Here is a 25,500-nt window from a genome sequence, read left to right on the forward strand (position 1 = left end):
ACTCCGGAGCATCCCGCCGGATGCCCCGCGCACCGTCACCCGTGTCAGGTGATGGCACAGGCCGCGCCGCCACGAGAAGTTGGCCGAGGACCGGGGGCCGAGCCGTCTCAGGGAGGTGCCGGCATGGGCGACTTCGAGATCCACGTCCGCGGCAGGATCGGCGAAGCCTTCCGATCGGCGTTCGGGGAGCTGACGGTGGTGCCGCACCCCTCCGAGACGGTCCTGGTGGGGACGGGACTCGACCAGGCCGCCCTGTACGGGATCCTCGACCGCGTGCAGGCCCTGGGCCTGGAACTGGTCGAGGTGCGCCGGTTGCCGGAGGTGCCCTCCTGACCCCTCCGCGTCCCGGCATACGACCGTGGCACGAGGCATCGGGAGGCAAAGCGTCCCCGGGCGATCGGGCCGACAGGCCCCTTACGCGACGGCGGTGACGCCCCTCACCGTGGAGGGGATGCCCTCCACATGGGGAGGTGAGGGGCATGCCCGCAGTGCTGTACGACCGACCGTCGAGACCCGGCCCTGTCCCCGCCCAGGACTCGACCGTGACGGCCTGCCTGATGTGGGTCGCGCAGACGCTGGTCAGAGTGGCCGGCACCGTGGCCGATCCGCGCAGCGCCGGGGTGCTCGTGGAGGAGGCGGCCGCCGTGCTCGCCTCGGTCCCGCGGCCCCGGCCGGAGCAGTTGCCCGTCCAGCCGCTCACCGGCCGCGAGTTGGCCGTACTCAGCCGGCTTCAGGAGGAGGTGCCCCTGCGGCAGATCGCCGACGGGATGTACGTGTCGCACAACACCGTGAAGAGCCATGTCCGGTCCCTGTACCGCAAGTTGGGTGCCTCGTCCCGGGCCCAGGCCGTGGCGCGCGGACGCGCGCTCGGCCTGCTCACAGAAGCTGGAGTTCGCGTGCCCGGCGGACCGCGGCAGAACGCCGGGTCACGTCGAGCTTGCGGTAGACGCTCTTGAGGTGGGTCTTCACCGTGTTCACCGAGAGATACAGCTCCGCCGCGATCTCCTCGGTGGTCATCATCTGGGCGAGACGGCTGAGCACGTCGCGTTCGCGCGGGCTCAACCGCTCGGTACGGGCGGGCCGTCCGCCCAGGCGCTCCGGCACGGCCGAGCCGTTCGCGGCGCCGTGCCGGACCGCGCCGAGCACGAAGGCGCAGGCCGGGCTCACCGTCCGCACCACGCTCTCCGGCAGCCGGGCACCGCGCAGCAGCTCCCCGAGGACCTGCGGGGCGGGCGTGCCGCGCTCCACCGCGCCGGCCAGCCCCCCGGCGAGCATGCGCAGCTCGGCGAGGAACGCGTCCGGCGCCGTACGCAGCACACCGTCGACACGGGCGAGTTCGTGCCGGGCCCGGCCGGGCTCGCCGCGGGCCAGTTCCACCCAGGCGCGCACCAGGTGCAGGGCGGCGCGTGAGCGTTCGGCGGCGCTCCAGCTGGGCAGCGGCGGCTGGGTGGCGTGGGCGGCGAGTTCGTCGGCGGCGCGGAAGCGGCCGCGGACCGCTTCGAGCAACGCGAGTTCGACGAGGCTGTCGCGGCGCAGCGCGCCGTTGCCCGCGGCGCCCGCCGCCTTGAGCGCTCCGGTCAGGGACGTCTCGGCGGCCTTGAGATGTCCGGCCCTGATCTCCCAGCTGCCACGCACCGCGAGGGCCAGCGCCGGGATCTCGGGGTGCTGCGCCAGCGCGCCCTGCGGCAGCAGCGGCCCGACGGCCTCCACCTCGAGGGCGGCGGTGTAGGCCAGGTGCGGATCGCGGGCGCGCAGCCTGGACATCCGGATCACGGCGAGGGCGAGCCGGCAGCGGGTGACGCGGTCGGCCTGTTCGAGGCTGTCCTGCGGCAGTTCGGCCAGTTGCCTTGCGGCCCGCTCCAGATGGCGCAGGCACGTCGCGTCGTCGTCGCGGGCCCGGGCGACGGCGGCGGCGAGCAGCACCGGCTCGGGACGGTCGCTCTCGGGTTCGGCGGGGGCCCGGCGGGTGAGGTCGGCGGGCAGCCGGGTCCTGGACAGGCCGAGGACCTGGCCGACGGCGAGGCGTCGCACGATCAGCTCTCCGGCCCGATCCCAGTCGTCGGCGGCCAGCAAGTGACCGACCGCGTCGGCGAGTTGGCCGTGGGCGCCGAGCCAGGCGGCCGCGCTGCGGTGCAGAGCGACGACGAGCCCCGGGGTCTCGTGGCGCAGGCACATCCGCAGGACGTCGGCGAACATCTGGTGGCAGCGGTACCAGCCGTGCCCGAGGGGGTTGAGGAAGGAGTTCTCGCGGACGAGGTCGGCGAAGTGGCTGCCGACGTCCTCGCCGCAGAGCGCCGCGGCGAGTTCGGCGTTGACCCGGTCCAGGACGCTGGTGGTGAGCAGCAGCCGGCGCATGGCGGGCGGCTGGAGGTCGAGGACCTCCTCGACGAGATAGCTGGCGACCGCCTCGTCGTCCCCGGCGAACTTGTCGACGAACCGCTCGGCCTCGCCCTGCTGCTCCAGCTTCTCCATGGACATCGCGGCGAGCCGGATGCCCGCGGCCCAGCCGTCGGTGCGCCGGCGCAGGGTGCTCACGGTCTGCCGGGGCACGTCGATACGGTGCTGGGTGAGCAGGGCGGCGGTCTCCCGGTCGTCGAACGCGAGGTCGGCGGTGCGCAGTTCGGTCACTCCGCTGGCGAGCCGGCCGCGGCGCAGATGCAGCGGCGGGTCGCGGCGGGCGAGGACGACCAGGCGCAGCACGCCGGGCGCGTGCCGCAGCAGGCTGCTGACGCCGTCCGCGATCGGGGAGCCAGGGGCGGGCTGGAAGTCGTCGAGAAGCAGCACCACCGGTTCGGTGCGCCGGTTGAGTTCGGCGGCGAGCGCCGCGACGAGCAGCGGCCCCTCACCGGTGGCGACGGAGTCGGGGACGCGCACGCCCGCGTCGCGCAGCGCCGAGGTGACCCGCGGCCAGAAGACGGCAGGCTGTTCGGCGCGGCCGTCGCAGGTGACCCAGGCGACCGGTCCCGGCGGGCGCCGGGTGTGCGCCCACTCCAGGGCGAGGGCCGTCTTGCCCGCGCCCACGGGTCCCACGATGACGGTCAACTCGCTTCGTACGGCCCGGGCCAGACGGTCCGTCAGGCGCGGCCGCGGCACGATCCAGGCGGGCAGGGCCGGCGCCGTGCAGGGCGCCTCGCACTCGGGACCGGTATCCACGTCGGCCATGGACGGCTCCTCGCTCTCGGTCGGCCCGACCCGCTCGGCCAGTGTGGACCCGTCGGGACAGCCGGGCGGCCCGGCGGACGCCATCTCACCCGGGTGAAGTTCCGGGGTGCGACGGCGTTTCGGCCGGGCCGCCCGAGGAGCCTGCGGTCATACCCCCTGAAGGGCGCTGACCAGCTCTTCCTCCCTTTCCTTGGTGAGCGAGGTACGGATCACGCTGGGGTTGAAGGGGCGCAGCGCGTCGCGGACCCGGTCGGGGGTGGAGCGGCGGACGAGGGCGAACACGGCGGCGCGGCCGGGTTCGAGGGTGCCCGCGATCTCCTTGACGAACGCGTCGTTGATGCCGATGTCGGTGAGTTTTCCGGCGACGGCTCCGGTGGCGGCGCCCACCGCGGCGCCGAACACGGGCATCAGGAAGAGCAGTCCGAACAGCGAGCCCCACAGGGCGCCGCCGGCGGCGCCGGTCGCCGTGGTGCTGTACGTCTGCTTCACGTGGATCTTGCCGTCCATGGTGCGCCAGGCGAGGGCGGCGTCCTCCAGGTCGAGCAGTTCCTGGCGGGACAGTTCCTTGGACAGGCGCAGCACGGCCTCCGCCTTCTCCCTGTCCGCGAATCCGAGCACGACGAGATCGGCCATCAGGGCCTCCTGGGGTGGTGGCGTGCCTTCCGTTTCTCCCCGCCGTTGGGGTCGACCGGGTCGCCGAGCCGCTCCGCGGCGGCGGCGACCTGCTCGGCGACGGGTGCGAGCGCCTCCTCGGTGAGGAAGCCTTCCGCGACGGGCACGCCGCCCGCGTCACGGATCGCAGTGCGCAGATACTTCGCCCAGACGTGTTCGAGGAGCACGAACGCGGCGGCGGTGCCCGGGTCGAGGGCGTCCGCCGTCTCCCTGATCTCTTCCAGGCTGAGACCGAAGGCGTTGCCCTCGACGAGGCTGGGGAACTCCTTCTGGGCCGCCTTCACCTGCTCGCCGGAGATGCCGAGCAGCCCGGCGACGGTCTCCCCCATGCCTTCGGCCTGGTAGTCCATGCTGAACAGGTCGCCGCTGGACTCCTTGCTGACGAAGAGGACGTCGAGGACACGGATCTGACCGTTCGCCTCGAGGATCGACAGCTCTTCCATGATCCGGCCCTCGAACTTGGCGTCCGGCCCGAACTCGACCGTCAAAAGCTGCACCGGCCCGATCCCGGTCATCTGGCCTCCCTTCCACGAATCCGCCCCCGTCACGTCGTCATCACAGCGCTCGCCGCCCCGCCGCCGCGTCACCCGCCGCAGGTGAGGGACGGGACGCGGGGCGCGACGACGGTGGGGGGCCACCGACGACGGGAGGTGTCACCCATGTCCCAGGACCGGGCCCCGGACGGGGCCGAGCCGGCCGAGACGACCGAGGCGGCCGAGACGGAACTCGTGCGGCTGCGCGCCGAGGTCGCCGAGCTGCGCGACCGCGCCGGCGGCGAGCGGCGCCGCGCGGCGCGGCTGCTGGTGGTGCGGCGGATGCTGGCGGCGGTGCTGATCGCGCTGGTCGCCGTGGTGGGGGTGACGTCGGTGGTGGGCGTGTGGGGGGCGCGGACGACGTTGAACACGGATCGCTGGGTGGCGACCGTGGGCCCGCTGCCGCAGGAACCGGACGTGAACAAGGCCGTGTCCACGTATCTCACCGACCAGATCTTCGACCAGCTGGACGTGCAGGCGCGGCTGACGCAGGCGCTGCCGCCGCGGGCCACGTTCCTCGCGGGCCCGGTCAGCGGCTCGGTCCACGACTTCATGCAGAAGTCCGTGTCCCAACTGCTCGCCACGGATCAGTTCGAGGCGATCTGGCGGGCGACCAACCGGCTGGCGCACGAGCGGATCGTCGCCCTCCTGGAGAAGAAGAACAAGAACGTGCAGGTGAGCGGCGACACGGTCACTCTGAACCTGCTCCCGATGGTCAACAACATGCTCAACTCCCTTGAGCAGCAGCTGCCTTCACTGTTCGGCAAGAAGCTCGACCTGCCGACGCTGAAGTCCGGTGAGATCCCGCCCGGCCTGCACGACCGTATCGAGAAGGCCCTGGGCGTCCAGCTCCCGGACGACTTCGGGCAGATACGTCTCTACAACCGGCACACCCTCGGCCAGCTCCAGCAGTCGGTCCTGGTGTTCAAGCGCGCTCTGGTGGGGTTGTTGATCGCCGTGCCGGTGCTGCTCGCGCTGGCGCTGTGGGCCGCGCCCGACCGGCGGCGCACCCTGCTCCAGCTCGGCGTGTGGCTGGTGGTGACGGTGACGGTGCTGACGACGGTGCTGCGGGCGGTGCGCCGGCAGTTGCTCGGCCAGGTCCCCGAGGGCGTCTACCGCGACGGACTGCAGGCGGCGCTGTGGACGGTGTTCACGACGCTGCGCGACCGCGGCGACCAGCTGCTCTGGTTCGGCGTCGGTCTCGCGGCCTTGATGTATCTGATCGGGCCCGGCCGGCTGCCGAGGGCGCTGCGCCGCTGGACCGTTCAAGGGGCCCGCGCCAGTGCGCAGTTCGCGGCCCGCGCCAGTGCGCGGATCACCAAGGACAAGGCCGCACGGCCGTGGCTGGCCCGGCACGCCGACGTGCTGCGGGTGGGCGGCGCGCTCGTCGCCGTACTGATCGCGCTGCTGCTGTCGTCGTGGACGGCGCTCTTCGTGGTGGGCGCGCTGCTCGCCGCGTACGAGATCGCCCTCACGCTGCTGGCCCGCCCGGGGAGCTCACCCCCGGCAGGTGAGGCGGGCCCCGCGGGCCCCGCGAAGACTGGCGCATCCGGCTGACCTAGGCAGGGAGTACGCGCATGAAGAAGCAGGAGCAGACCGCGGGCGTGGGGCCGACGGCGGCCGGCAACGCGCGGGCGCGCCTGTGGGGCCCGTACCTGAGCGAGCGGCAGTGGGGCACGGTCCGGGAGGACTACAGCCCCGGCGGCGACGCGTGGTCGTACTTTCCGCACGACCACGCGCGTTCGCGCGCCTATCGGTGGGGCGAGGACGGTCTCGGCGGCATCTGCGACGAGAAGCAGCGGCTCTGTCTGGCGGTCGCCCTGTGGAACGGCCACGACCCGATCCTCAAGGAGCGCGCCTTCGGCCTGACCAACGGTGAGGGCAATCACGGCGAGGACGTCAAGGAGTACTACTTCTACCTCGACAGCACGCCCAGCCACTCGTACCTGAAGTACCTCTACAAGTACCCGCAGGCCGCCTATCCGTACGAGGACCTGCTGGCGGTGAACCGCTCGCGCGGCCGCCAGGAGTTCGAGTACGAGCTGATGGACACCGGAGTCTTCGACGAGAACCGGTACTTCGACGTGACGGTGGAGTACGCCAAGGCGGACCACGACGACATCCTGATGCGGATCACCGTGGAGAACCGGGGCCCCGACGAGGCGGCGCTGCACGTGCTGCCCACGCTGTGGCTGCGCAACACCTGGTCCTGGCACGACGGCCGCGCGCCGGAACCGGCGCCGCGGCTGCGGGCCGTGGAAGCGCCGCGCCAGGTGTCGGCGGTCCGCGCCGACCATCCCGAGCTCGGCTCCTACGACCTGCGGTGCGCGGGCGCGCCGCGGCTGCTGTTCACGGAGAACGAGACGAACAACGAGCGGCTGTTCGGCAGCGCGAACAGCTCGCCCTACGTGAAGGACGGCATCGGCCGGTACATCGTCGAGGGCGAGGGTACGGCCGTGAATCCGGAACGGGAGGGCACCAAAGCGGCGGCTCACTACTCGATGGTGGTCGCCCCTGGCGGGTCCGAGACGTTGCGGCTGCGTCTCGGACCCGCGGGCGGATCACTCTCGCTGGCCCGCGGATTCGACTCCGTCTTCAAGGAGCGCATCGCCGAAGCCGACGCTTTCTACCGGGAGTTGACACCCGATCGGGCGAGCGAGGACGAGGCGCGGGTGCTGCGCCAGGCGCTCGCCGGGATGCTCTGGTCGAAGCAGTACTACGCCTACGACCTGGAGACGTGGCTGGCGGAGCACGACGTGTCGCCGTGGAGTGCGCCGCGGGACGGGGTGCGCAACCGCGAGTGGTTCCACATGGTCACCGACGACGTCATCTCGATGCCGGACAAGTGGGAGTACCCGTGGTTCGCCGCGTGGGACCTGGCGTTCCACACGGTGGCGCTGTCCGTCGTGGACGTCGAGTTCGCCAAGCAGCAACTCGAACTCCTGCTGCGTGACAGCTACTTGCACCCCAACGGGCAGATCCCGGCCTACGAGTGGAACTTCGGTGACGTGAACCCGCCGGTGCACGCCTGGGCCGCGTACTTCGTCTACATGCTGGAGGAGCGCACGACGGGCGAGGCCGATCACGCCTTCCTGGAGCGCACCTTCCAGAAGCTGCTGACGAACTTCACGTGGTGGGTCAACCGCAAGGACCCGGCGGGCCGCAACGTGTTCCAGGGCGGCTTCCTCGGCCTCGACAACATCGGCGTCTTCGACCGCAGCGCACCGCTGCCCACCGGCGGCACCCTGGAACAGGCCGACGGCACCGCGTGGATGGCGCTGTACTGCCAGTCGATGCTGCAGATCGCCCTCGAACTGGCCCAGCACAACCACGCGTACGACGAGCTGGTGATCAAGTTCGTCGAGCACTATCTGTGGATCGCCGCCTCCATGGACCGGATCGGCGACCTCGGCGACGAGCTGTGGGACGAGGAGGACGGCTTCTTCTACGACGTGCTGCGTCTTCCCGACGGGCAGGCGGTGCGGCTGAAGGTGCGTTCCATGGTGGGGCTGCTGCCGCTGTGCGCGTCGACCGTGTTCCGACCCGACCAACTGGCGCAGGTCGGCGACCTGTTGGAGCGGTTGCAGCGGTTCGCGGCGCGGCACCCCTCGCTGTCGGTGACGCTGAGCGCGGCGCAGGCCGGTTCGGCGGGCGGTCCGCGGCTGCTCTCGGTCCTGGACGAGAAGAAGCTCGTCCGGGTCCTCGGGCATCTGCTCTCCGAGGACGAGTTCCTGAGCCCGTACGGGATCCGGGCGCTGTCGCGGCATCACGGGGAGCACCCGTACACGTTCTGGGCGGGCGGCCAGGAGTTCCGGGTCGGGTATCTGCCGGCCGAGTCGGACACGGGGATGTTCGGCGGGAACTCGAACTGGCGGGGCCCGGTGTGGCTGCCGATGAACGCGCTGGTGGTGCGCGCCCTGCTCAATCTGTACGGCTTCTACGGCGACGACCTGACCGTGGAGTGCCCGACGGGCTCGGGCGTGCACAAGAACCTCTTCGAGGTCGCCGAGGAGATCTCGGCGCGGCTGACCCGGATCTTCCTGCGCGACGAGGACGGACACCGGCCGGTCTACGGCGGGCAGCCGAAGTTCCGCGACGATCCGCACTGGCGTGATCTGGTGTCGTTCTACGAGTACTTCCACGGGGACAACGGCGCCGGGATCGGCGCCTCCCACCAGACCGGGTGGACCGGTCTGATCGCGCCGCTGATGAAGATCTTCGGCACGCTGGGACCCGAGGCGTTCCGCACCGACTCCGCGAGGAGGCGCACCCGATGACCGCGATACCCGCGCAGCCCGTCATCCATGAGGTCAACACCCGTGTCTGGCTGCGCGAGTTGGGCCCGAGCACCGGCCTCGGCGACGTACCGAAGGGCGCCTGGGACGAGCTGACGCCCGCCGGGGTCGACGCCGTGTGGCTGATGGGGGTGTGGGAGCGCAGCCCGCTGGGGCGTTCCATCGCCCTGAAGAACGCGACGCTGCGGGCCGCGTTCGAGTCGGCGGTGCCGGGCATCGGGGACCAGGACATCGCCGGATCGCCGTACTGCATCCGCCGCTACGTGGTGGACGAGGCGCTCGGCGGGCCCGCGGGGCTCGCCGCCGCCCGCGCCGAACTCGCCCGCAGGGGCGTCGGGTTGCTCCTCGACTATGTACCGAACCACGTGGCGCCGGACAGTCCCTGGGTCGCGGAACACCCGGAGTACTTCGTGCGCGGGGACGCCGAGGACCTGCGCCGGGACCCGGCGGCGTTCCTCGACACGGGGCGGGCCGTGCTCGCGCGCGGCCGCGACCCGTTCTTCCCTCCCTGGCCGGACGTCGTCCAACTCAACGCGTTCTCACCGCAGTTGCGCCGGGCGACCGCCAAGGTGCTGACCGACATCGGCGAGGCCTGCGACGGAGTGCGCTGCGACATGGCGATGCTCCTGATGAACGACGTGTTCGCGCGGACCTGGGGCGAGCGTGCGGGCACGCCGCCCGAGCGGAACTTCTGGACGGAGGTGGTGGCCGCGGTCCGCGAGCGTCACCCGCACATGGTCTTCGCGGCCGAGGCGTACTGGGACCTCGAATGGGCCCTGCAGCGCCAGGGGTTCGACTTCTGCTACGACAAGCGCCTCTACGACCGGATCCTGCACGAGAGCGCCACGTCCGTCCGCGACCACCTGCGGGCCGACGAGGGCTATCAGCGCGGTCTCGTGCGCTTCCTGGAGAACCACGACGAGCCGCGGGCCGCGCACACCCTGCCCGCGGACAAGGAGTGCGCGGCGGCGGTGCTGATCGCGACGCTGCCCGGCGCGACGCTGTGGCACGAGGGCCAGTTCACGGGGCGCCGCATCCATCTGCCGGTGTTCCTCGACCGGCGCGCCGCCGAGACGCCCGACCCGGGCCTGCGCGCGTTCCACGAGCGGCTGCTGGCCCGCGTCCACCGCAGCGGCATGCGCACCGGGCGCTGGCGGCTGCTGGAGTGCGAGGTCTGGCCGGACAACGATTCGGGGCGCGACCTGATCGCCTCCTGCTGGACCGGCGACGCGGGCCGCTTCCTGACGGTGGTCAATCTGTCCGGCCGTCCGGCGCAGGCCCGCATCCCGCTGCCGTGGCCCGAACTCGGACCGGACACCTGGGAGTTGACGGAGCTCGTCTTCTCCGACGACCGCTACGGGCGCTCCGGCGCGGAACTGCTCGGGAGCGGCCTGTACGTGGACCTGCCGGGCTGGGGCACGCATGTGCTGGCGGTACGGGCGAGCCGTCACTGAGCCCCGTCGTCGTGGGCCGCGGCCCAGTGCGCCCCGCTCTCGGCCCGGAACACGGCCACCGCACCCTCCACGGTGGGGTGGAAGCGTTCCGGGTCGAACGTGCGGGTCAGCCCGTACCGCTCGATCTTGCGCCGCACGGGGTCCTTCAGCTCGGCGAAGACGAGACGCACCCCCCGCTCCTGGAGCGCGGCGTCGAGTTCCTCCAGGATGTCGGCGGCCGTGGTGTCGACGTCGGTCATCGGCTCGGCCGCGAGCAGCACCTCGCGCGGCGGCGGGGTGGTGGTGCGCACCGTCCGCAGCACCTCGTCGCGGAACGACTTGGCGTTGGCGAAGAACAGCGGGGCGTCGAAGCGCAGGATGACCAGGCCCGGCAGGTGTTCGGCGGTCGGGTGGGAGCGTACGTCGTGGTAGCCCTCCAGGCCCGGCACCCGGCCGAGCACCGTGCTGTACGGCCACCAGGCGCGCCGGAACACGTTCAGGATCGACAGGCCCACCGCGATGCCGATCCCGGGCAGCACGCCGAACAGCGCGACCCCGAGGAACGCGGCGATGGTCAGCCAGAACTCCGCCTTGCGCTGCCGCCACAGCCGGCGGGTGGCGGGCAGGTCGGCGAGGGAGAGCGACGCGGTGATGACGACCGCGGCGAGCGCGGGCTGCGGCAGGTTGCGGAAGAGGCCGGGCAGCAGGACGAGCATGAGCAGGATCAGCGCGGCGCCGACGACCCCGGCCAACTGGGTTTTGGCACCGGCCCGTTCGGCGACGGCGGTGCGTGAGCCGCTGGTGCTGAGCGGGAAGCCCTGGAAGAGTCCGACGGCGATGTTCGCGCCGCCGATGGCGATCATCTCGTCGTTGCCGCGGACCTCCTGCCCGCTGCGGGACGCGAAGGCGGTGGCGTTGGAGATGGCGTCGGCGAGCGAGACCAGGGCGATGCCGAGCGCGCCGGCGAACAGCGGCCCGAGATCGTCCCGTCCCACGTGCGGGAGCGTGAACGGCGGCAGCCCTTCGGGGAGCCGTCCGACCATCCGCACGCCGTGCCCGGCGAGGTCGAGGACGACGCTGGCGGTGATGGCGAGCACAACCATCACGAGGACGGCCGGCACCTTCGGCAGGAAGCGCTGGAGGAGCAGGATCAGCGCGACGCAGCACAGCCCGACGGTGACGGCGGCCGGCACGGTCTTCCCGTCGGCCACCGCCCGTACGAACGCGTCGGCCTCGGCGACGATGCCGTCCGCGTCCGTGGAGAACCCGAACAGTTTCGGCAGCTGCCCGACGAGGATCGTCAGGGCGAGGCCGTTCATGTATCCGATCATCGTCGGCTTGGAGATGAGGTCGGCGATGAACCCGAGCCGTGCCACCCCGGCCAGCAGGATGATCCCGCCGACCATCAGGGCGAGTACGGAGGCGAGCGCGACCGCCCGCTCCGGGTCGCCGTCCGACGCGACCAGCGGCAGCACCGTCCCGGCGATCATCGGCCCGAGCGACGAGTCGGGCCCGAGCACGAGGATGCGGGACGGGCCGAGGACCGCGTACGCGAGCAGGCAGAGCACGGACGTGTACAGGCCGGTGATGGGCGGCAGCCCGGCGAGTTCCGCGTAGGCCATGCCCTGCGGTACCAGCAGGGTCGTCAGCACGATGCCGGCGACCACGTCCTTGAGCAGCCACGCGCGTCGGTACCCGCGCAGCGTCTGCGTTCCGGGCGGCACCCAGCCCATGGGCGCTCACCCCCGTGACCGGCGGCGGGCCAGGAGTTTGCCCAGCTCCCACAGGCCGAGCAGGGCGAGGGCGGGCAGCAGGGCCCAGCCGAACTGGCCGATGTGCAGCGGTGTCGTGTCGAGCAGCCGGTTGAAGACGTCGGCCTGGGTGACGAGCACGGCGAGCAGGAACTCGCCGAACACGGTCCAGTTGAGCTGCTTGCTGTCGAAGGTCTCGACGGTCAGGGCGGTGCCGGTCTGGTCGCGGCACTCCAGCGCGGCCACGATCAGGCAGAACGTGAACGCGGTGAAGGCGATGGAGTTGCCGACGGCCGTGCTGTCGTAGCGCACCTGACCGATCTTGATCATGCCGAGGAGCGCGGCGGCGACGCCGGTGCCGACGAGCCCGACGGTGAGCATCAGGCCGCCGGTCATCACGGGTTCGCCGCGCGGGCGCGGTCGGCGGCTCATCAGCCCGGGGCGGACCCGGTCGAAGCCGAGCGAGAAGCCGAAGGCGGCGTTGACGAAGAAGTGGATCCACAGCACCTGGGCGGGCGTGAAGGGTTCCCCGTCGGCGATGTCGAAGAGAGTCGCGCCGAGGAAGGTGAGGACGAAGACGACCAGGAGCACCAGGACGAACCGGATGTACTTGGTGAGGTTGTCGTAGATCTTCCGGCCCTGCTCGACGGCGTGCACGATCGTCGCGAAGTTGTCGTCGGAGAGGATCATCCGTCCGGCGTTCTTGGCGACCTCGGTGCCCGAGCCCATGGCGATGCCGATGTCGGCGGCCTTGATGGCGGGGGCGTCGTTGACGCCGTCGCCGGTCATGGCGACCACGTCCCCGCGCTTCTTCAGGGTGTCGGCGAGCAGCACCTTGTGCTCGGGGGCCACCCGGCCGACGACGCCGATCCGTTCGATGCGGCGCAGGCGTTCGGCCTCCGTCAGCGCGGCGAAGTCGGTGCCGAGGATGGCCTCGCCGTCGATGCCGACCTGCCGGGCGACGGCCGCGCCGGTGATCACGTCGTCGCCGGTCACCATCCGTACGCGGATGTGGGCGGCCTGCGCCGCGGCCACGGCGGCCTTCGACTCGTCGCGCGGCGGGTCGACCATGCCGACGAGGCTCGTGATGCTCAACTCCCTGACGAGGGAGAGGAGGTCGCCGCTCGGCGAGAACGCGGCGGGGTCGAGGTCGCGGACGGCGGCGGCCATGACCCGGCGCCCCTCCCGCTCCATGCGCTCGACCGCGCCCTGGGCCCGTTCGCGCAGCGCGGCGTCGAACGGGATCGGCGTCCCCTCCGAGAGGGCCGTGGTGGCACGGGCGAGGACGGCGGGCGCCGCCCCTTTGACGAAGCAGCGCACGACGGTGTGCCCCTGCGCGTCCCGGGCCTCGTGGAAGGTCGCCATGAGCTTGTGGGCCGGGTCGAACGGCAGCGTGGCGAGGCGGGGCAGCCGCTCGCGCGTGGCGTCGATGTCGAGCCCGGCCTTGTGGCCGAGGACGAGCAGCGCGCCCTCCGTCGGGTCGCCGACCACCTGCCCGTCGACGAGTGCGGCGTCGCTGGCGAGCAGGTAGGGCAGGATCGCGTCCTCGATGCTCGCGGTGGACCCGGCCGCGTGATGGATGCGGCCCTCCAGGCCGTAGCCGGTGCCGGAGACGGTGTACCGGTCGAAGGCGTCGACGACCTCGACGACCGTCATCTGGTTCATCGTCAGCGTGCCGGTCTTGTCGGAGTTGACGGCGGAGGTGAAGCCGAGGGTCTCCACCGACGGCAGGTCCTTGACGATGGCGCCCCGGTGGGCGAGTTCGAGGCCGCCCATGGACAGGATCGTCTGGGTGACGGTGGGCAGGGCCTCGGGGATCGCGGCGATGGCGAGCGAGACGGCGCTGACGAAGAGGGCGTCCCAGGACTCGCCGCGGCCGCGTCCGAGGCCGAACATCACGACCATGGTGATCCCGGCGGCGCCGACGATCCACAGCGTGAGCCGGTTCAACTCCCGTGTCAGGGGCGAGGGTTCGGGCTTGGTCGCGGTCAGCATGCCGGCGATCCGGCCGAGTTCGGTGCCGGAGCCGGTGGCGGTGACGAGCAGGACGCCGCTGCCGTGGGTGACCGGGGTGTTCATGAACGCCATGTCGGTCTGGTCGGCGGGACCGAGGCCGCTCCCCGGCACCGGCGCCGGATCCTTCGCCGCGGGGACGCTCTCGCCGGTCAGCGCGGACTCGTCGATCTGCAGCGAGCTCGCCGCCAACAGGCGTCCGTCGGCCGGGACTTCGTCCCCCGCGGAGATCAGCACGACGTCGCCGACGACCACGTCCTCGGCGGGGATCTGGGCCACGTTCCCGTCGCGGCGCACCCGGGCGGTGGCCTTCGACATCTCCTTCAGCGCGTTCATGGCGCTCTCCGCCTTGCCCTCCTGGCGGATCCCGATGACCGCGTTGAGGACGGTCAGGGCGGCGAGGACCACGGCGGTGCCCCACTCCTGGACGGCGAGGGACACCACGGCGGACGCGACGAGGATCAGCTGCATGTACGAGGTGTACTGGCCGAGGAACCGGGCGAGGGGGCCGCGCGTGCGTTCCTGCGGGAGCGCGTTGGGCCCGTCGTCGGCGAGCCGGGCGGCGGCCCGCGCCGCGCTGAGGCCGAGCGTCGGGTCGACACCGAGCTGCCCGGCCACCGCCTCGGCGGGCCGGGTGTACCAGAGTTCCGGCTCCGTGTGCGCCGTCACCGCTTCCGCCTCCGTTCCTTCCGGTGGCCGTGCCCGGCGGCGTACGGGTCGGGCGCCGCCCCGGCCGGCGCCTCACGCTCCAGCTTCCGCTTCTCGCGCTCCAGTTCGTGCCGGCTCTTGTCGTCGATCTCGGGCGGGCGCGGGTCGATGTCGATGAGGGTGTGGACGAGGACGGCGGCCGCGCAGATCCGGGCGAACCACTTGCGGTCGGCGGGGATCACGTACCAGGGCGCCCAGGAGGTGCTGGTCGCGGAGAGCATCTCGGAGAACGCGTGCTGGTAGGAGTCCCAGCAGGCGCGTTCGCGGACGTCGGCCGCGGAGAACTTCCAGTTGTGGTCGGGCAGGTCGATCCGCTTCAGGAAACGGGTGCGCTGTTCCTCCTTGGACAGGTTGAGGAACAGCTTCACGACACGGAACCCGTTCTCGGTGAGGTACCGCTCCCAGTCGTTGATCTCCCGGTAGCGGCGCCGCCACAGCTTTCCGCCGGTCGGTCCTTCCGGCAGCCCCTGGCGGGTGAGGAGTTCGGGATGCACCCGCACCACGAGCACCTCCTCGTAGTGCGACCGGTTGAAGATGCCGATCTCGCCGCGGCGCGGCAGACCGCGCGAGTAGCGCCACAGGAAGTCGTGGCTCAGCTCGTCGGCGGACGGCACCCGGAAGCCCGCGACGTGGACGCCCTGCGGGTTCACGCCGCTCATCACATGGCGGATGGTGCCGTCCTTGCCCCCGGCGTCGAGCGCCTGCAGACACATCAGCACGCCGGTCGATCCGTCGGCGGCCAGGCGCTGCTGGTACTCGGCGAGGAGCGCGACGCCGGTGCGCAGCAGCTCCTCGCCGGCCTTCTTGTTCTTCACGCCCGCCTTGTAGGCCGGGTCGAAGTCATCGGCCAGGTGCACCTTCGCGCCGGGCCGCACCTTCAGCGGAGCGATGAACTCGGCGATCCGCTCGGCCTGTTCGTCCGTCGTCCGTGCAGGTCCTTCGCGCATACGTCACCTCGGCCGCTCGGTTTCAGTAGAGGGTGTCGCGCTGCACGACGCACAGCGCCCAGATGATGAACCCGTCCATGGCGATGAGGGTCAGGGACCACAGCGGGTGATAGGGGATGGAGAGGAAGTTGGCGATGATCAGCAGTCCGGCCAGGATCACGCCGAGGATCCGGGCCCACTTCATGGCGACGAAGAGCCCGAAGCTGACGATGACCGCGATCGCGCCGAGGACGATGTGGATCCAGCCCCAGCTCGTCAGGTCGAACTCGAAGACGTAGTTGGGCGTGGACAGGAAGACCTTGTCCTCCAGTACGGCCATCAGGCCGCGGCAGAAGTCCAGGGATCCGGAGATGAACAGCATCACGGCGGCGAAGATGGTCAGCCCGCCGGCCGCGGCCATTTTGACGTCGGAACGTGGGTGCGAACCCGCCGAGGTGGCCATGACACAACCTCCGTGTTGGGTGCCGGTGCCCGGTGCACCGCTGTGTCCCGAGTGTTGCTCCCGGTCCCGGGTGCCGGTCGTCACCCTCCGGGGGTGACGACCGGGCGGGGGCCGCCCGGGACGCTGGCCGTCGTTGCGCCCCGCCCGCGATCGGAGACGAGCCGATGACCGTGCAGCCGGCCCCGAACAAGTCGGCCCCCTGGCCGCGTGAGGTGCTCGCGCCGCTCGCCCTGGCCCAGTTCGTGTGCAGCTTCGCCGGGTCGAACATGACGGTGATGATCCAGGACATCAGCAAGGACCTGCACACGACCGTGCAGGGCGTGCAGACCGCGATCACGGTCTTCCTGCTGGTCATGGCGGCCCTGATGATCCCGGGCGGCATCCTCACCGACCGCTACGGCCGCAAGCGCTGTCTCGTCGTGGGTCTCGCGATCTACGGGGTGGGTGCGCTGCTCAGTGCGGCGGCGCCCGGTCTCGGGGTGCTGATCCTCGGCAACTCGATCCTGGAGGGCGTCGGGACGGCGCTGCTGATCCCGCCGGTGTACATCCTCATCACGCTGCTGTTCACCCAGGTCACGGACCGGGCTAGGGCGTTCGGGGCGATCATGGCGATGGCCGGGATCGGCGCGGCGGCGGGTCCGCTGATCGGCGGGCTCATCACGACGGCGATCAGCTGGCGGGCGGCGTTCGTCTTCCAGGCGCTGGTCGTCGTAGTGATCATCGTGCTGAGCCGCCGGCTCCACGATCCGCTGCCGCCGGACCCGGAGCGCGACTTCGACACCGGGGGCGCGGTGCTGTCCGCGTCGGGCCTGGTCCTGGTCGTTCTCGGCATCCTCGCGGCCGACGACAACGGCTGGCTCATGCTGGGGCTGTTGCTGGCCGGGGCACTGGTCCTGACGGGGTTCTTCCGCTGGGTGCGGGCCAAGGAACGCCGGGGCGCGCAACCGCTTCTCCCCACGGTGCTCTTCTCCAACCACACCTCGAACCTCGGCCTGATCACGCAGCACATCCAGTGGCTGCTGCTGATGGGCATCTCGTTCGTGGTGGCCACGTATCTCCAGGTCGTACGCGGCTACGACGCGATCGGCACCGGCGTCATCTTCACGGCGTCCACCGTGGGGCTGCTGGTGTCGTCCCTGGGCGCCGAGCGGTTCGCCCGGCGCCGCGAGCAGCGCACGCTCGTGATGGCCGGGTTCGCGACGACGGTGTGCGGGATCGGCGTACTCATCGGCCTGGCCCACGGCTCACCGCACGCCTGGACGTTCACGCCCGGGCTGCTGCTGATCGGGCTCGGGCTCGGGCTGATGCTCACCCCGTCGGTGAACGTGGTGCAGTCGAGCTTCCCGGAGGAACTCCAGGGCGAGATCTCCGGCCTCTCCCGCAGCATCTCCAACCTCGGCTCGTCGGTGGGCACCGCGATCGCGGGCACGATCCTGGTCGCGGATCCGGCGGTGGGGCCGTACGCGGTGGCGCTCATCGTGCTCGCGGTCATCGGGCTCGGCGGTCTGGTGACGGCGGCGCTGCTGCCGCGGGGGCGGGAACGGCAGGCGTGACGACTTCGGCCGCGGCCCGGGGCGCCGGTGCTCACCGTCCGTCGTAGCGCACGCAGGAGCCGACCAGGAGGTCCTGCAGGGCGGCCCGGCGCCGGCTGAACAGGATCCAGAGCAGCCCCAGCGGGAACGTCACGCCGAGGGCCGCCCGGAGCAGCGCACGCGCCGGTCCGAGCCGCCGCCCCGCCCGGTCGCCGACCCGTACGCCCATCAGCCGTCCGCCGACGCTCTGCCCCGTCATGATCCAGGCCCCGCCGAGATAGCACACGGCGAACACCCAGCTCACCACGGCGGAGACCCACCCGTCCCATTCGGGCACCCGGAACGGCGGCCCGCTCACCAGCAACCGGGCACCCCCAGCCCCGAGTCGCACGGCGACCCCCGTCAGCGCCACCAGCGACACGTCGACGAGCCCGGCGATCCCCCGCGTGACGATCCCGGCCGCGTCCTCCCCCGCGTCTCTGCCCTCCGGCCCGCTCATCGCCCCAGCACCCGATCGGCGAACCGGCTCACCCCGAGGTCCCCCCGCCGCCCGATCTCCCGCACGGCGGCCCCGGTCTCGGCGGCCATCCCGCCCCCGGTCTCCCGCACGATCCGCCCGAGGTCGATCTCCCGCAGGACGTCGCGGGTGAGACCGACGAGGTCGATACGGGCGATGATCCTGTCGATGTCGATCCGGTCGGCGATGGCGTCGACGTCGACCCGTTCCACGATCGCGTCGATGTCGACCCGGGCAGCCACGGCGTCCACGTCGACGCCGGAGGCGATGGCGTTCACATCGACACGGGCGGCGATCTCGTTCACGTCGACGCGGGACGCAATGGAGTTGACGTCGATGCGGGCGGCTATGGCGTTGGCGTCGACACGGGCTGCGATGGCGTTCACGTCGACACGGGCGGCAATCGCATTCACATCGATACGGGCGGCTATCGCGTTCACGTCCACCTGAGAGGCGATGGCGTCGATGTCCACCCGCTGGACGATCGCGTCGACGTCGACCCGGTCCACGATCGCATCCACATCCACCCGGTCCACGATCGCGTCCACGTCCACACCGGCCGCGACGGCGTTCACGTCGACGCGGGACACGATGCCTGCCACGTCGACCCGGGAGGCGACGAGGTCGACGTCCACGCGGTCCACGATCGCTCCGACGTCGACACGGGAGGCGATCTCGTCCACGTCCACCCGCTCGACGATGCGCGCCACATCCACACGAGACGCGACCGCATCCACGTCCACCCGGTCCACGATCCGCGCCACATCAACACGGGCGGCCACGGCGTCCACATCGACCTGGTCGACGATCCGACCGACATCGACGCGCGCCGCGATCTCATCCACATCCACCCGGTCCACGATCGCCCCCACATCCACGCGGGACGCGACCGCATCCACATCCACCCGGTCCACGATCCGCGCCACATCAACACGGGCGGCCACGGCGTCCACATCGACCTGGTCAACGATCCGACCAACATCGACGCGCGCCGCAATCTCGTCCACATCCACCCGCTCGACGATGCGCGCCACATCCACACGAGACGCGACCGCATCCACGTCCACCCGGTCCACGATCGCCCCCACATCCACGCGGGACGCGACCGCATCCAGGTCCACCCGGTCCAGGACGAACCCCACCGCGGCGCGCACCACCGCCCCCGTCACCGACTCCATCGCCTCACGCGCACCCCGTACACGTCGTGTGACGAAGTGGGTGAGGGCGTTCGTGTATTCATGCGTCATCCGGAGACCGCAGCAGGGGCCGCGGCCGTGGGCATCATCCGCCGCGGGTGAGTCGGCGGCGGGGGCGGCCGGTGTCGGGGGCGGCGGCGGATTCGGGGCGGTGACGCGTCGTCATCCTGCCCCAGCGGCGGCGCCGGACAGTAATCTGGTCGTCCCGGCCGCCCCTGATCCCGGCGGTCGATCCCCGTCGTCCCGCTTCCCGGGTTTCCTGCGGAAGCCGATCCGTGCAGGGGAAGTCGCCATGCATGATGGAAGCGCATGGCTCGGCGGGTACGTCCGGGTTCACGAGATCCGCGGACTGACCGTGATCGAGTTCCATGGTGAGATCGACATCGCCACCGCACTGCACGTCCTGCCGACGCTCGACGCCGCCACGGTCACCGCAGGCCGGACCGTGGTGCTCGATCTCGGGCCGGTCGGGTTCTTCGACATCTACGCCCTGCGGCTGCTGTGCCGGGTGCAGGACCGCGTCGTCGCGCTCGGCGGCCGGCTCATCCTCGTCTGCGACCACGGCAACATCCTCAAACTGCTCCGCGCGGGCGGTCTGATGGAGCGGTTCGCCCCGGTGCCGTCCGTTCAGGACGCCTTGGACCGGGGCGGCCAGGAGGCCGCGGGGTGAGGCGTCCGGCGGGGTCGACTCGGCGCAGGACGCGGTGAGTTCACCGGCGGGACCGAGCAGGCCGAACGGCAGACCGTTGCGGTCCGCGAGCGTGCGGGCGAGCCAGAGCACGCTGACGCCGGTGGCGCCGAGCCGCACGGCACCGCGCAGGTCGACGAGAACGCCCGTACCGCCGGGCCGGATCGCCCCGTGCAGCAGCCTGCCGACCGGCGCCTCGGCGGCCGGTCCGAGCTCGCCGCACACCTCGATCACCAGACAGCCGGCGACGCAGCGCACCACCACCGGCGGCGGTACCACCCTCGCACGCCCCCACCTGCGCGTCCGGCGGCGCAGCCGCGCCACGGGAGTCCATGTCATGGGCGTCCCACCCCCCTGAGCCCGGCGGACGGACACCGTCGTGCGGCCGGGAACCCCGCGCGAGGGGCCGTTCGGCCCTCACCCGCGGGGCCGGTCGGCCCCGCACCGGGCCGCATCCCGACTACACCAGGCGCCGTACCCCCCTGGGCCGCGATCCCAGGGTTTTCACCGTGGCCGCGGCGGCGCCCCGGGTCCATCGTGGAGAGCACGGAAGTTCACGGGGCTTTCGCACACGGCGGATCGAACCGGGGGAACACGGGGGACGGGGGTGCCCACTGCGGGCACCCCCGCTGTCGTGCCCGCCATCGGCTCCGCCCCTGCCCGTACGGCGTCACGGCTCGGCGAACTGGCTGATCAGCCGGACGAGTTGCGCCCTGCGGTGCACCCCGTCGAGCTTGCGGTAGATGTTGCCGAGATGGAACTCCACCGTCTTGACGCTGAGGAAGAGCTGCTCGGCGGCCTCATGGTTGGTGACTCCGCGTCCGACGGCGAGCGCGACGCGCAGTTCCTGCGGGGTGAGACCGTCGAGCGGGGTGCGGCCCGCGCTGCCGAGGGGCTCACCGCCGCCACCCGCGGCCTGGAGTTCATCGGCGGCGCGGGCCGCCCAGCCGCTCGCGCCGAGCCGCTCGAAGGTGCCGAGGGCGCGCTGCAGCGAACGCCTGGCCTCACCGCGCCGCCCCTGCCTGCGCAGCATCTCGCCGCGCGCGAACTCGGTGCGACCGCGCTCGAACGGGGCGCCGACGTCGGCCAGTTGAGCCAGCGCGTGCTCCATGTGGACGTCGGCGCCCGCCGGATGGAGCATGCCGCGCACCCGGGCGGCCGCCGCCGCGGTGACGGGCCGGTGGCCGCGCCCGGCCTCGTGGTCCAGGACGCGCAGCACCTCGAACGCCTCGTCGGTGCGGTGGAGATGGACGTAGGCGTCGGCGAGGTCCGCGGCCCAGGAGAGATAGAGGCCGTCGCCACGGCCGTTGGCGACCGAGAACGCCCGGACCTTCTCCAGCTGCCGGGCGGCCTCCTCGAAGCGGCCGAGGCCGAGTTCGAGCAGGCCGATGGCGCCGTGGGCGCGCGCCGCGTCCATGGGGAGTTCGACGGCCGCGGCGAGCGACCAGGCCTGCGCCGCGTGCCGCCGGCAGTCCGCCTCCTTGCCGCGGGCCGCCTCGGTCCTGGCCTGGGCGGCGAGCGCGCGGCACACCTCGATGACGCGGCCGGTGTCCTCGCCGAGCCGCACGGACTCGTCGGCGTGGGCGAGCGACGCGTTCCACCGCCCGCTCCAGAACTCGATCACGGAGAACGTGCCGAGCAGATGGGCGAGGAGCCCCACGGTGCTGGAGGCGCGCGCGGCGTGCACGGCGCGGTCGAGCAGGGCGTGTCCCGCGTCGAGTTCCTCCGCGGCCAGGTAGCACAGGCCGCCGACACCGGAGACGGGGTAGGGGAACGCCAGATCCGGTATCGCGAGCGGCTTTTCGAGGTCGTGGAGGAGGGCGCCGCCGGCCACCGCGTCGCCGCCGAGGAGTTCGACGAGCGCGTGCAGGAGGCGTACGGGCAGTGCGGCGGCCGGGTCGCCGAACGCCTCGGCGATCTGCATGGACTCGGCGGAGGTGGCACGCGCCGCGGTGAGGTCGCCGATGGCGAGTTCGGTGAGGGTGATGCCGCCGAGCATGACGGCGGCGAGCGCGGGATCGACGCGCCGGGCCTCGTCGACGGCGGAGCGCAGCTGCTCGCGGGCGACCGCGGGCCGGCCGCGCTGGATGTCGAGGTAGCAGCGGAGTTGGCGGATGTCGAGGCGGGTGCGTTCCTGCGCGGCGTGCCCGAGGGCGCGGTCGAGCAGCTCCGCGGCCTCGTCGAGGGAGCCTGCGGCCTGGGCGGCGCGGGCGGCGGCGAGCAGGCGGCGCGCCTTGTCCTCGTCCTCGGGGGTGAAGCGGGCGGCGTGGGCGTACAGGCGGGCGGCGAGCGGAAAGGTGAGGCTGCCGGGCCCGCCGGACGCGGCGTGTTCCAGTGCGGCGGCGATCTGTTCGTCGGGGTCGGCGCCGGACTCGGCCAGATGCCAGGCGTACCGTTCGAGCGCGGTGGGCGCCTTGGCGTCCCGCAGGGCGTGGGCCACCGTGCGGTGGGCCCGCCAGCGGCGCACCGCGCTCGCCCCGTGATAGACGCTGGAGCGCACCAGCGGATGCCGGAAGACGTACGCGCCTTCCTCCACGGTCATCAGCCCGGCCCGCTCGGCCGGTTCGAGGGCGGAGTAGTTCAACTCGTGGGCGCGCAGTACCCGTTCGGTTCCGGCGAGGGGGCGCGGGCCGAGGACGGCGAGCAGCAGCATGGCGTCCTGGGTGTCGTCCGGGAGGCGGGCGACGGCGCTGTGGAAGGTGCGGGAGAGCATCTCGCCGATGGGCAGCGGGGCGCCGGTGTCGAAGTGGTGACCGCCGCGGGCGAGCAGCGCCGGGAGTTCGACGAGGGCCAGGGGGTTGCCGCGGGCCTCGGCCAGCAGCCAGTTGACGTCGTGCGAGGAGAGCGGTTCACCGGCGACGAGCCGGCGCGCGGAGTCGGTGTCGAGCCCGCTCAGGGTGAGGGTCTCGACGGGGGCGAGCCGGGAGACCGCCTCGTCGCTGTCACGGACGGCGAAGAGGGCCGCGACGCCTTCCCTGCTGAGCCTGCGGGTGGCGAACGCGAGGGCGTCCAGGGAGTACCGGTCGAGCCACTGCGCGTCGTCGACGACCATCAGGACGGGCCCGGCCTCGCTGACCGCGCCGAGCAGGCTGAGCGTCCCCGCGGCGACGGCGAACCGGTCCTGGGCGACGGCGGGGCCGAGGGCGAGGGCGCCGGTGAGGGCGGCGGCCTGCCGTCCCGGGATCCGCTCCAGGTGGTCGGTGACCGGCCGGAACAGGTCCGCGAGTCCGACGTAGGGCAGTCCGGTCTCGGACTCGATGCCATGGGTGCGCAACAGGGTCAGGTCCCCGGCGACGGACTCGGCGAACGCGAGCAGACTCGACTTGCCGATTCCCGCCTCGCCGCGCACGACGAGGGCCCCGCTGCGTCCCGCGCGCGCCTCGTCGACGAGGTCTTCGAGGCGTGCGCACTCCGCTGTCCGACCCAGCAGCATGCGGCCAGGGTAACCGGCGGTCACGGACGGCGGCAGCCCGTCAACTTGTGCTTTGTCACACGAAGTTGGGGCGGTCCCGTGGCGACGGTGAAGGCATCGCCACGGAACCGGCCTGCACGCGCGGCGCCGTGACCGGGGTCAGGCGACCTCGGCCACCGCCGCGCTCTCCCCCTGCGCGAACTGGGTCCGGTACAGCTCCGCGTACCGTCCGCCGGCGTCCACCAGTTCCTCGTGCGTGCCGCGCTCCACGATCCGGCCCTCCTCGACCACCAGGATCTGGTCGGCGGAGCGGACCGTCGACAGCCGGTGCGCGATGACGACGGCGGTGCGGCCTTCCAGGGCCTCCGCGAGGGCCTCCTGGACGGCGGCCTCCGAGGTGTTGTCGAGATGGGCTGTGGCCTCGTCGAGGATGACGACGCGCTGGCGGGCGAGGAGGAGGCGGGCGATGGTCATCCGCTGGCGCTCGCCGCCGGAGAGGCGGTAGCCGCGTTCGCCGACGACCGTGTCGAGCCCGTCGGGCAGCTCGCGCACCAGGGTCTCCAGGCGGGCCCGGCGCAGCACGTCCCACAGCTCGTCCTCGCTCGCGCCGGGCCGGGCGAGCAGCAGGTTGGCGCGGACGCTGTCGTGGAAGAGGTGCCCGTCCTGGGTGACCATGCCGAGGGTGGCCCGCATCGACGGGGCGCTCAGGTCGCGTACGTCGACGCCGCCGATGCGCACGGCGCCCGCCTCGGTGTCGTACAGGCGGGGCAGCAGTTGCGCGATGGTCGACTTGCCCGCCCCCGAGGAGCCGACGAGAGCGACGGTCTGGCCGGGTTCGGCGCGGAACGAGACGCCGTGCAGGACCTCGGCGCCGCCGCGGGTGTCGAGCGAGGCGACCTCCTCCAGCGAGGCCAGGGAGACCTTGTCGGCCGACGGGTAGCCGAAGCGGACGTCGTCGAACTCGACGGCGACCGGGCCGTCCGGGACGGCCTTCGCGTCCGGCTTCTCCTCGATCAGCGGCTTCAGGTCGAGCACCTCGAAGACCCGCTCGAAGCTGACCAGGGCGCTCATGACCTCGACGCGGGCGCCGGCCAGCGAGGTCAGCGGCGCGTACAGCCGGGTGAGGAGCAGGGCGAGGGAGACCACGGCTCCGGCCTTCAGGCTGCCGTCGAGCGCGAGGTAGCCGCCGAGGCCGTAGACGAGAGCGAGGGCGAGCGCAGAGACGAGGGTGAGCGCGGTGATGAACGTCGACTGCGCCATCGCCGTGCGCACCCCGATGTCGCGCACCCGGCGGGCGCGGGCGGCGAACTCCTCGGACTCCTCCTCGGGGCGTCCGAAGAGCTTGACGAGGGTGGCGCCGGGGGCGGAGAACCGCTCGGTCATCCGGGTGCCCATCGCCGCGTTGTGCGCGGCGGCCTCCCGCTGGAGCCGGGCCATCCGGGAGCCGGTACGCCGTGCGGGGATGACGAAGACCGGCAGCAGGAGCAGGGCCAGCAGGGTGATCTGCCAGGACAGGGTGAGCATGACGGCCAGGGTGAGGATCAGGGTCACCACGTTGCCGACGACGCCCGACAGGGTGTTGCTGAAGGCGCGCTGCGCGCCGATCACGTCGTTGTTGAGCCGGCTGACGAGCGCCCCGGTGCGGGTGCGGGTGAAGAACGCGACGGGCATTTTCTGGACATGGTCGAAGACGGCGGTGCGCAGATCCAGGATCAGGCCCTCGCCGAGGTTCGCGGAGAGCCAGCGGGCCAGCAGCCCGAGGCCCGCCTCGGCGAACGCGATGACCGCGATGAGGACGGCGAGCCGGACGACGACGTCCTGGTCGTCGCCGCCGACGATGGCGTTGACGACGCTCCCCGCCAGGACCGGGGTGGCGACGGCGAGCAGCGCCGTCACGATGCTCAGCAGCACGAACTGGACGATGCGCCGCCGGTGCGGCCGTGCGAAAGCGGCGATACGGCGCAGGGTCGCGCGGGCGAAGGGGCGGTTGTCGGGCCCCCCGTTCTGGGCGTTCATGACGCTGTGCAGCTGCGTCCAGGCTGTGGTCTCCATGCTCATGTCGAAGACGGTAGGACCTCAAGCAAACTTGAGGTCAACACTTCGGCCAAGTCCGCCCCGAACGGGTCGACACCCCTGCCGCATCCCTTGACCCGTCTGTCACAGGAACGTAGCTTCGCTTCAATTCTTGTGCCCACCACA

General features: G+C 72.1%; 18 protein-coding genes. 7 read left to right on the forward strand and 11 right to left on the reverse strand.

Going from position 1 to position 25,500, the window contains the following annotated elements; translation table 11 throughout:
* Positions 1-123: 123 nt before the first annotated feature.
* Complete coding sequence (locus J3486_RS12775) at positions 124-333, forward strand: hypothetical protein (protein ID WP_207820388.1); 210 nt, start codon at positions 124-126, stop codon at positions 331-333.
* Between the two features lie 146 nt (positions 334-479).
* Positions 480-956 (forward strand): LuxR C-terminal-related transcriptional regulator, encoded by a 477-nt coding sequence (locus J3486_RS12780; protein WP_207820389.1) that lies wholly within the window; start codon positions 480-482, stop codon positions 954-956.
* Here the strand turns inward: J3486_RS12780 and J3486_RS12785 are convergent.
* The 3 genes from J3486_RS12785 to J3486_RS12795 all read right to left on the reverse strand — a co-directional run bounded on the left by J3486_RS12785 (position 877) and on the right by J3486_RS12795 (position 4,349).
* Complete coding sequence (locus J3486_RS12785) at positions 877-3,162, reverse strand: LuxR C-terminal-related transcriptional regulator (protein WP_207820390.1); 2,286 nt, start codon at positions 3,160-3,162, stop codon at positions 877-879. The two genes, J3486_RS12780 and J3486_RS12785, sit on opposite strands and share 80 nt — an antisense overlap.
* A gap of 147 nt (positions 3,163-3,309) precedes the next feature.
* Positions 3,310-3,795, reverse strand: a complete 486-nt coding sequence (locus J3486_RS12790; RefSeq protein WP_207820391.1) for a DUF1269 domain-containing protein — start codon at positions 3,793-3,795, stop codon at positions 3,310-3,312.
* On the reverse strand, positions 3,795-4,349 hold the full coding sequence (locus J3486_RS12795) for a DUF1269 domain-containing protein (RefSeq protein ID WP_207820773.1): 555 nt from the start codon (positions 4,347-4,349) through the stop codon (positions 3,795-3,797). The genes J3486_RS12790 and J3486_RS12795 overlap by 1 nt, the downstream gene beginning before the upstream one ends.
* A gap of 144 nt (positions 4,350-4,493) precedes the next feature.
* Between J3486_RS12795 and J3486_RS12800 the strand changes: the two genes are divergently transcribed.
* The 3 genes from J3486_RS12800 to J3486_RS12810 are packed head-to-tail and all read left to right on the forward strand — an operon-like array spanning position 4,494 to position 10,116.
* Complete coding sequence (locus J3486_RS12800; RefSeq protein ID WP_229377963.1) at positions 4,494-5,924, forward strand: hypothetical protein; 1,431 nt, start codon at positions 4,494-4,496, stop codon at positions 5,922-5,924.
* 20 nt (positions 5,925-5,944) lie between these two features.
* Complete coding sequence (locus J3486_RS12805; protein WP_207820392.1) at positions 5,945-8,644, forward strand: glucosidase; 2,700 nt, start codon at positions 5,945-5,947, stop codon at positions 8,642-8,644.
* Positions 8,641-10,116 carry an alpha-amylase gene (locus J3486_RS12810; RefSeq protein ID WP_207820393.1) on the forward strand — a complete coding sequence of 492 codons (1,476 nt, stop codon included), beginning with the start codon at positions 8,641-8,643 and terminating at the stop codon, positions 10,114-10,116. Before J3486_RS12805 ends, J3486_RS12810 begins: the two co-directional genes overlap by 4 nt.
* On the opposite strand, the gene J3486_RS12815 is transcribed toward J3486_RS12810, so the two are convergent.
* Genes J3486_RS12815 through J3486_RS12830 form a run of 4 tightly spaced genes read right to left on the reverse strand, consistent with a single transcriptional unit; the run spans position 10,110 to position 15,956 of the window.
* Entirely contained in the window at positions 10,110-11,828 is a 1,719-nt protein-coding gene (locus J3486_RS12815) for a SulP family inorganic anion transporter (RefSeq protein WP_207820394.1), read from the reverse strand. The genes J3486_RS12810 and J3486_RS12815 overlap by 7 nt on opposite strands.
* Before the next feature lie 6 nt (positions 11,829-11,834).
* Positions 11,835-14,528, reverse strand: coding sequence for an HAD-IC family P-type ATPase (locus tag J3486_RS12820; protein ID WP_207820395.1), 2,694 nt, complete (start codon positions 14,526-14,528; stop codon positions 11,835-11,837).
* Positions 14,525-15,514 carry a polyphosphate kinase 2 family protein gene (locus J3486_RS12825; RefSeq protein ID WP_207820396.1) on the reverse strand — a complete coding sequence of 330 codons (990 nt, stop codon included), beginning with the start codon at positions 15,512-15,514 and terminating at the stop codon, positions 14,525-14,527. The genes J3486_RS12820 and J3486_RS12825 overlap by 4 nt, the downstream gene beginning before the upstream one ends.
* 22 nt (positions 15,515-15,536) lie before the next feature.
* Positions 15,537-15,956, reverse strand: a complete 420-nt coding sequence (locus J3486_RS12830; RefSeq protein ID WP_207820397.1) for a hypothetical protein — start codon at positions 15,954-15,956, stop codon at positions 15,537-15,539.
* Between the two features lie 164 nt (positions 15,957-16,120).
* Here J3486_RS12830 and J3486_RS12835 point away from each other — a divergent pair, with 164 nt between their 5' ends.
* A complete protein-coding gene (locus J3486_RS12835; protein WP_207820398.1) occupies positions 16,121-17,509 on the forward strand; it encodes an MFS transporter in 1,389 nt (462 codons plus the stop codon).
* A gap of 31 nt (positions 17,510-17,540) precedes the next feature.
* Here J3486_RS12835 and J3486_RS12840 read toward each other — a convergent pair whose 3' ends face one another.
* Positions 17,541-17,987, reverse strand: coding sequence for an RDD family protein (locus tag J3486_RS12840; RefSeq protein WP_207820399.1), 447 nt, complete (start codon positions 17,985-17,987; stop codon positions 17,541-17,543).
* On the reverse strand, positions 17,984-19,252 hold the full coding sequence (locus tag J3486_RS12845) for a hypothetical protein (RefSeq protein ID WP_207820400.1): 1,269 nt from the start codon (positions 19,250-19,252) through the stop codon (positions 17,984-17,986). Before J3486_RS12845 ends, J3486_RS12840 begins: the two co-directional genes overlap by 4 nt.
* Before the next feature lie 241 nt (positions 19,253-19,493).
* Between J3486_RS12845 and J3486_RS12850 the strand changes: the two genes are divergently transcribed.
* The gene (locus J3486_RS12850) at positions 19,494-19,871 is read left to right on the forward strand and encodes an STAS domain-containing protein (RefSeq protein WP_207820401.1); all 378 of its coding nucleotides are present in this window, start codon (positions 19,494-19,496) and stop codon (positions 19,869-19,871) included.
* Between the two features lie 688 nt (positions 19,872-20,559).
* On the opposite strand, the gene J3486_RS12855 is transcribed toward J3486_RS12850, so the two are convergent.
* Together J3486_RS12855 and J3486_RS12860 are read right to left on the reverse strand one after the other, a co-directional pair.
* A complete protein-coding gene (locus J3486_RS12855; RefSeq protein ID WP_207820402.1) occupies positions 20,560-23,322 on the reverse strand; it encodes a LuxR family transcriptional regulator in 2,763 nt (920 codons plus the stop codon).
* 138 nt (positions 23,323-23,460) lie between these two features.
* On the reverse strand, positions 23,461-25,353 hold the full coding sequence (locus J3486_RS12860) for an ABC transporter ATP-binding protein (protein WP_207820775.1): 1,893 nt from the start codon (positions 25,351-25,353) through the stop codon (positions 23,461-23,463).
* Positions 25,354-25,500: the final 147 nt, after the last annotated feature.

Source organism: Streptomyces sp. VRA16 Mangrove soil, from assembly GCF_017377775.1.
GTDB lineage: Bacteria > Actinomycetota > Actinomycetes > Streptomycetales > Streptomycetaceae > Streptomyces.

Bases quoted from the DNA above. Each gene is read 5' to 3' on its own strand.
- J3486_RS12795 (WP_207820773.1), bottom strand. From the start codon at position 4,349: ATGACCGGGATCGGGCCGGTGCAGCTTTTGACGGTCGAGTTCGGGCCG.
- J3486_RS12850 (WP_207820401.1), top strand. From the start codon at position 19,494: ATGCATGATGGAAGCGCATGGCTCGGCGGGTACGTCCGGGTTCACGAG.
- J3486_RS12840 (WP_207820399.1), bottom strand. From the start codon at position 17,987: ATGAGCGGGCCGGAGGGCAGAGACGCGGGGGAGGACGCGGCCGGGATC.
- J3486_RS12835 (WP_207820398.1), top strand. From the start codon at position 16,121: ATGACCGTGCAGCCGGCCCCGAACAAGTCGGCCCCCTGGCCGCGTGAG.
- J3486_RS12785 (WP_207820390.1), bottom strand. From the start codon at position 3,162: ATGGCCGACGTGGATACCGGTCCCGAGTGCGAGGCGCCCTGCACGGCG.
- J3486_RS12790 (WP_207820391.1), bottom strand. From the start codon at position 3,795: ATGGCCGATCTCGTCGTGCTCGGATTCGCGGACAGGGAGAAGGCGGAG.
- J3486_RS12815 (WP_207820394.1), bottom strand. From the start codon at position 11,828: ATGGGCTGGGTGCCGCCCGGAACGCAGACGCTGCGCGGGTACCGACGC.
- J3486_RS12855 (WP_207820402.1), bottom strand. From the start codon at position 23,322: ATGCTGCTGGGTCGGACAGCGGAGTGCGCACGCCTCGAAGACCTCGTC.
- J3486_RS12800 (WP_229377963.1), top strand. From the start codon at position 4,494: ATGTCCCAGGACCGGGCCCCGGACGGGGCCGAGCCGGCCGAGACGACC.
- J3486_RS12810 (WP_207820393.1), top strand. From the start codon at position 8,641: ATGACCGCGATACCCGCGCAGCCCGTCATCCATGAGGTCAACACCCGT.
- J3486_RS12860 (WP_207820775.1), bottom strand. From the start codon at position 25,353: ATGGAGACCACAGCCTGGACGCAGCTGCACAGCGTCATGAACGCCCAG.
- J3486_RS12775 (WP_207820388.1), top strand. From the start codon at position 124: ATGGGCGACTTCGAGATCCACGTCCGCGGCAGGATCGGCGAAGCCTTC.
- J3486_RS12805 (WP_207820392.1), top strand. From the start codon at position 5,945: ATGAAGAAGCAGGAGCAGACCGCGGGCGTGGGGCCGACGGCGGCCGGC.
- J3486_RS12845 (WP_207820400.1), bottom strand. From the start codon at position 19,252: ATGACGCATGAATACACGAACGCCCTCACCCACTTCGTCACACGACGT.
- J3486_RS12780 (WP_207820389.1), top strand. From the start codon at position 480: ATGCCCGCAGTGCTGTACGACCGACCGTCGAGACCCGGCCCTGTCCCC.
- J3486_RS12830 (WP_207820397.1), bottom strand. From the start codon at position 15,956: ATGGCCACCTCGGCGGGTTCGCACCCACGTTCCGACGTCAAAATGGCC.
- J3486_RS12825 (WP_207820396.1), bottom strand. From the start codon at position 15,514: ATGCGCGAAGGACCTGCACGGACGACGGACGAACAGGCCGAGCGGATC.